At 67.3% G+C, this 5,404-nt stretch carries 6 protein-coding genes; 4 read left to right on the plus strand and 2 right to left on the minus strand.

The window, feature by feature from the left end; translation table 11 throughout:
- Positions 1–25: 25 nt before the first annotated feature.
- Positions 26–1,063 carry an IS630 family transposase gene (locus tag H4N64_RS43690; protein WP_336246980.1) on the minus strand — a complete coding sequence of 346 codons (1,038 nt, stop codon included), beginning with the start codon at positions 1,061–1,063 and terminating at the stop codon, positions 26–28.
- Between the two features lie 165 nt (positions 1,064–1,228).
- Between H4N64_RS43690 and H4N64_RS43695 the strand changes: the two genes are divergently transcribed.
- The 3 genes from H4N64_RS43695 to H4N64_RS43705 all read left to right on the plus strand — a co-directional run bounded on the left by H4N64_RS43695 (position 1,229) and on the right by H4N64_RS43705 (position 2,498).
- Positions 1,229–1,594 carry a hypothetical protein gene (locus H4N64_RS43695; RefSeq protein WP_186288189.1) on the plus strand — a complete coding sequence of 122 codons (366 nt, stop codon included), beginning with the start codon at positions 1,229–1,231 and terminating at the stop codon, positions 1,592–1,594.
- A 65-nt stretch (positions 1,595–1,659) separates the two neighbouring features.
- Positions 1,660–1,959 (plus strand): transposase, encoded by a 300-nt coding sequence (locus H4N64_RS43700; RefSeq protein ID WP_186288190.1) that lies wholly within the window; start codon positions 1,660–1,662, stop codon positions 1,957–1,959.
- Complete coding sequence (locus tag H4N64_RS43705) at positions 1,956–2,498, plus strand: IS3 family transposase (protein WP_186288191.1); 543 nt, start codon at positions 1,956–1,958, stop codon at positions 2,496–2,498. Before H4N64_RS43700 ends, H4N64_RS43705 begins: the two co-directional genes overlap by 4 nt.
- Positions 2,499–2,552: 54 nt before the next feature.
- Here the strand turns inward: H4N64_RS43705 and H4N64_RS43710 are convergent, their stop codons facing one another.
- The gene (locus tag H4N64_RS43710) at positions 2,553–2,705 is read right to left on the minus strand and encodes a hypothetical protein (RefSeq protein WP_186288192.1); all 153 of its coding nucleotides are present in this window, start codon (positions 2,703–2,705) and stop codon (positions 2,553–2,555) included.
- Between the two features lie 950 nt (positions 2,706–3,655).
- On the opposite strand from H4N64_RS43710, the gene H4N64_RS43715 reads away from it, so the two are divergent.
- Positions 3,656–5,044: a DNA-binding protein gene (locus tag H4N64_RS43715; RefSeq protein WP_472910316.1), complete on the plus strand. Its 1,389-nt coding sequence runs from the start codon at positions 3,656–3,658 to the stop codon at positions 5,042–5,044.
- The last annotated feature ends 360 nt before the right edge of the window (positions 5,045–5,404 follow it).

Raw genomic sequence — 5,404 nt, forward strand, 5'->3', positions numbered from 1 at the left:
CTAGTGTCTCGTGATTCCGTTTGTGTCACTTCGAGTTGTTCCTGACCAGCTTCTTCATGTTGGTCTGGACGAGGCGGACCTTCGCGAGGACCTCACCGGCGGTCGCGGTCCATGTGAAGGGTTTCGCGTTCTCGTTCCAGGAGTCGATGTAGTCACGGATCTGCTTGATCAGGACGTTGACGCTGGAGAACGTGCCGCGGCGGATCGACTGCCGGGTCAGGATCCCGAACCAGATCTCGACCTGGTTCAGCCACGACGAGCCGACGGGGGTGAAGTGGAAATGGACGTGCGGGTTCTTCGACAGCCACGCCTTCACCTCTGGCGTGGTGTGCGTGGAGAGGTTGTCCAGGACGACGTGGATGTCCTTTCCGGCGTGCGGTTTCACGGCCTTCTTCAGGAAGGCCAGGAAGTTCACGGCGTTCCGGTTCGGCCTGCACTCGCCGAGCACTTCGCCGGTGGTGACGTTCAGGGCGGCGAACAGGTTCGTGGTGCCGTGTCGGATGTAGTCGTGGGTGCGTTTCTCGGTGGCCGCGAAGGTGACCGGCAGGACGGGCTGGGTCCGGTCCAGTGCCTGGATCTGTGTCTTCTCGTCGATGGACAGCACCACCGCACCGCCCGGCGGAGCCAGATACAGGCCGATCACGTCGGCGACCTTGTCCGCGAACGCCGGGTCCTTGGAAATCTTGAAGGTGTCGCTGCGGTGCGGCTTGAGATTCTCCTCGCGCCAGATCCTCGCGACGTAGTGCCAGGACACCGAGATTCCCTCGCGCCGCCTCAGGTGATCGGCCAGGGTCCGCGTGGACCAGTGCGACAGACCCGACTCGGCCGGAGGCGACATCTTCGTCAGCGCGATCACCCGTCCCCGTGTTTGTGGCGGCACCTGATCGCGCGGTCCTCCACGGCGCTTCTCCTCCAGGCCGGCCAGCCCACGCGCGGCATAGCGGGCCTTGCATCGGTCCACCGTCACCGGCACCACTCCGGCGAGCTCGGCGATGTCCTTGCGCCGCCGCCCCTCGGCGGACCACCACACAATCCGGGCCCGCAGGGCCACATCAGCGGACACGTGACGCGAGCTCGCCAACTCCCGCAAGTCATCCAGCTGTTCAGAAGAGAGATCCATGCCGGGACCAACGAGCCCATCGACGCCAGGTGACTCAAACGGAATCACGAGACACTAGTTACTCAGATCAAGCTCAAGCAGAAGGAACTGAGCATTGTTCAGAGTGAGATGCGGGCTCTGGAGTCGTCCCAGAGCAGCGAACGTGACGAGGCGGCAGCGGCCATCGCCCAGTTGCACCTAGAAACAGCGGATCTCCAGGAGAAGCTGCGATGGGAGCAGGAGCGGGCACGCCAAGCGGAGGAAGCCTGCCAGAGGCTGGAAGGCGAGATCGAGAACCTTCAGATGAAGATCCGCCTTGAGCGGCTGGAGGCGGAACGCCGGGGAAAGGAAGAGCAGTTGGCGGCCGCGGCTAGAGTAAGAGACCTGGAAGCACAGATCGCGCAGAAGCGGGGAGACTTGGCATTCAATCGGATGCAATCCTTCAGTTCTTTGAGCTCATATGTTGGCTCAGATGCATCCGATTGTGGTGTCTGAAGCTTCCCCTTGATAGTGGACACCTGGAGACTGGGACCTTGAGGTTCCAGAGGAAGTAGCACCAGGTGGGAAGCAGGTACACGAAGCGGTACACCGAAGAGTTCAAGCGGGACGCGATCGCGCTCGTCGACTCCTCGGGCAAGACGGTCACGGCGGTCGCCCGGGAACTCGGCATCAGCTCCGAGTCCCTGCGCGGCTGGTACCGCAAGGCGAAGGCGGAGCGGGGCGAGGGCACTCCCGGCGAATTGAGCAGTGCCGAGCGCGAGGAGCTCAAGCGGCTGCGGCGGGAGAACCGCGAGCAGCAGCAGACGATCGAGATCCTGAAAAGAGCGACCGCCTTCTTCGTGAAGGAGAACGACCGGTGAGCGAGTTGTGCCGGTTCATCCATGCGGAGAAGGCGAACTACCCGATCGTTCTGTTGTGCCGGATGCTGCACGTCGCCCGCTCCTCCTACTACGCGTGGCGCGAGGGCGAGGCCGCCCGCCATGCCCGGCAGGACGCCGACGACGCGCTCGAGCACGAGATCACGGTGCTGCACGTCGCCTCCCGCCGCACCTACGGTGTCCCCCGCATCCACGCCGAACTGCGGTGTCTGGGGCGGCGGGTGAACCGCAAGCGCATCGCCCGCGTGATGCGCGAGCGCGACATCCGAGGCGTCACCCGGCGCAAGCGCCGCTCGTTGACCCGGCCCGACAAGAAGGCGAAGCCGGCTCCTGACCTGATCGGCCGCGACTTCCAGGCCGAGCGGCCCGGGATCAAGCTGGTTGGCGACATCACCTGCCTGCCCACTGCCGAGGGCTGGCTCTACCTCGCCTGCTGGCTGGACCTGTCCACCCGCGAGGTCGTCGGTTATGCCATGGCTGATCACCACCGCTCAGAAGCCGATGACGAGGTTGTCCTGTGACAGCAAATCCTGAGCGCGTGCCATCGAAGTTTGACCGGACCGACGCGCCCCGAGTCACCGGTTCTTCATCAGGTGATGCAGCAGCGTCATCAGCGCGACGCCGACCAAGAGCGCGGTGCCGAACGACGGGTATTCAAAGGCCGCATACGTTGCCCCGCTCCCGACGAGCAGGAGTAGCACCATCCGCTGATCGATCTGACCGCCCATGGGTACGAACCCTTCCCTTCGCGTCACCGGTCGGCCCGGTGCCACCGGTCACCCAGCCCAAGAGCACTCGGCAGCCCCGACTCATCAAGAAGCGGCCTCGCAGTCAGCTTGGGCGCCAACGGCCAGTAGCCTCCAAGACGGCGCCATCCGTACGCCCTCCGGGACTTGCAGTCCTTTTTGGTGCGTTTCCCTCGGGTTCTCTCCAGAAAATGGCAGGTGGCAAGGCAGACGACGCAGCGGGAGACGAGGGCTCGCGTGATGGCAGCCGCGCGGCTCAGGAAGGGACCTATTCGCTGATCAATTCCCTGGCCTGCGGGTAGTCGACCAGCGAACCAGGGGAGAGCCGGAAAACTGCACTTACATGCAAACAGAGTGAGACGCGAGTATCGCTGCATGGACAATGTGCACCGTGGTGGCGCCGACGTACTGCCCGACGCTGCGAAACCCATCGCCGAGTCGAGCAGACACTCTTCGTCTCCAGAGTGCTGATGGGCCAAGCTCGGCCCGCGGCCAGCGCACTCACACTTCGGTGGCACGAACTCACGTTCACCAAACTTCGATGGCACGGGGTGGCCGGTGTCCGGTCCCGGTGAAGCGTGGGCAATCCCAAAGTTCTCTAGGCACGCAGGTGAACGGCCCGCGGCTGGACACGAAGTGGCTGTCCGGTCCCGGATAGCCGGATCCGCGATATCCGTGGGCAGTCCGGACACCGCAGGCTCTGAGGTGGTTGTGGCTCGACTGGTCGGAAGCCCCTGTGATGACAAGGAGCTGCCGTCTTGATGACGTTGACGCGCCGACGGGCGAGGGGACTGCCCCGTCAACGGTGCAAACCGGGACCTATTGATGCCTCATGGTGTGCTGGTCCGCCGGTTGGCTTCAACCGGTGCAGCCGTGGGTTGGGTTAAACATGGGGACGCTGTGTGAGCCGAAGAGCACATCGGGGGTGAGGTGTGGCAGCCGGGGTGTTGCGGACCGTGCCGCTGGCCGGGGAGCTAACCGCGTCGCTGATCAGCCGGGTGGCGGCCCGCTACAGTCTCGAAGCCAGCAGCGTGCTGCATCTCTGGACGTGCCGCAACTCCCCCGCCCGGCACGACGGCGGCGGTGTGAGGGCAGATGCGGAGGTCGTCCTCAACGGGGCCGGGCGGGGTGTGCTCGCCGAGTTGTGCGGGGTGAAGCGCGAGGTGCTGGCGCACGCTTTACCGGCCTTCACCATGGACGACCCCAAGATCAGCACCGGCCGGGAGGCCGGGGTAGCGCAGGCGCGGTGGCGGGCGGCGGCCGCGGTGGCGGGGGAAGCAGCGTTCGGCTGCCGGCTGTGCACGGCGCGGCGCACCGGGCAGGCGCTGCGGGCGGTGCGGTATCTGCCGCGCTGGCAGCGGGTCTGCCTGCGGCACGGGCGCTGGCTGCTGGACGCGGACGCCGACCAGCCGCTGGAACACCTCGATCTGCGCCTGCTGCCGGAGGTGGTGGCCGCGCAGCGGCGGTGGCCGGGCGTGGCACGGCGTGCGGTGGGCGCCGGGGTGGAGCCGGAGCAGGCGTTCATGCTGGCGCATGCGGTGGTGGCCCGCTGGTGGGAGCAGGCTCTGTACTGGGAGCAGGAGGAGATCTGGCCGCGCCGTCTGCACCAACTGGCGGGCGGCAACGCGGGATCACGGCTTGAGTGGTGGCGGATCGTGGGCCGGGACGCGGCGATCTTCCCGGAGGTGGTGGTCGTGGCGCGGGCGCTGCTGGAGCCGGCCATGGCTGAGGTGGCCTGGCAGGCAAGCGGCGGGATGCAGCCTCGGGCGCGGGGCGCCGACGATGCGTTCTGTCACCGGCTGGGCGAGCGGGTGGGCCGCACCTGGCTGGGACCCGAACTTGCGGCCGACCACGGCAGCCCGCTGAACGATTGGAGTGGCGCGATCGTGCGCGCCCGCCGCCACGAGACGGGGCCGCCGGGGTGGCGGGAGGATCCGTGGCGGCTGAAGCGGGAACAGCAGCCCGCCACGATGGCCGGCCAGCTGCGCGTCGTGGCGGCAGAAGCCCAGTCGGGCGGCTCGGGGACCCGGTGGCGGGCCACGGCGAGCGCCGAACAGCGGTTCCGCATCACGCAGTTGGTCGACGAGGCGCGCGAACAGCTGATGGAGCTGCGCGGCGTGCACAGCGGCGCCACTGCCGAGGTGGCCCGCACGCTGCTGGAGCACCTCAGCCACAGTGCCGCCCTGATCGACCAGGCCCTCGTGCACACAGCCGCCGCAGCCGTCTCTGCCGGCGTGGCGCTGGAGGATGTCGCCCAGTGGTCCCGCCTGCCCGCCCAGGAGCTGGCCGAGGTGCTCGCCGCGGGTGAAGGCGAGGACTGACACGACCGGCGGCAGCCGAATGGCGGCGCGGGCCGGTCGGCAGCCGGCGAGCCGTTGCCCGACAGGGTGCGGCGCGGCGGGGTGAGAGTGCAGAACTCCGCACTGACACCGGTGTCCCCGTCCGGCACCCTGGGTGCCCCGCGAAGCCCAACATCCGGCGGTTGCACCGATGTTGCGGTTACCGGCCGGTTCTCCTGCGCGGCAGGTCAGGCATGGCGTTGTGTGGAGTACGTGATCATCGACAGCAGCCAGGAGGCCGCATCGTCCGCGGTACCCGGGGCCGGGTGCCGCATCCCCGAGCCGCACAGCACGGGTGGTGCTGTTCAACCCGAAGGCGCTCCAGCCGTAGACGCCAGCCTG

Origin of the sequence: Streptomyces cupreus, assembly GCF_014257025.1 — a bacterium.
In the GTDB taxonomy this organism is placed as follows: domain Bacteria; phylum Actinomycetota; class Actinomycetes; order Streptomycetales; family Streptomycetaceae; genus Streptomyces; species Streptomyces cupreus.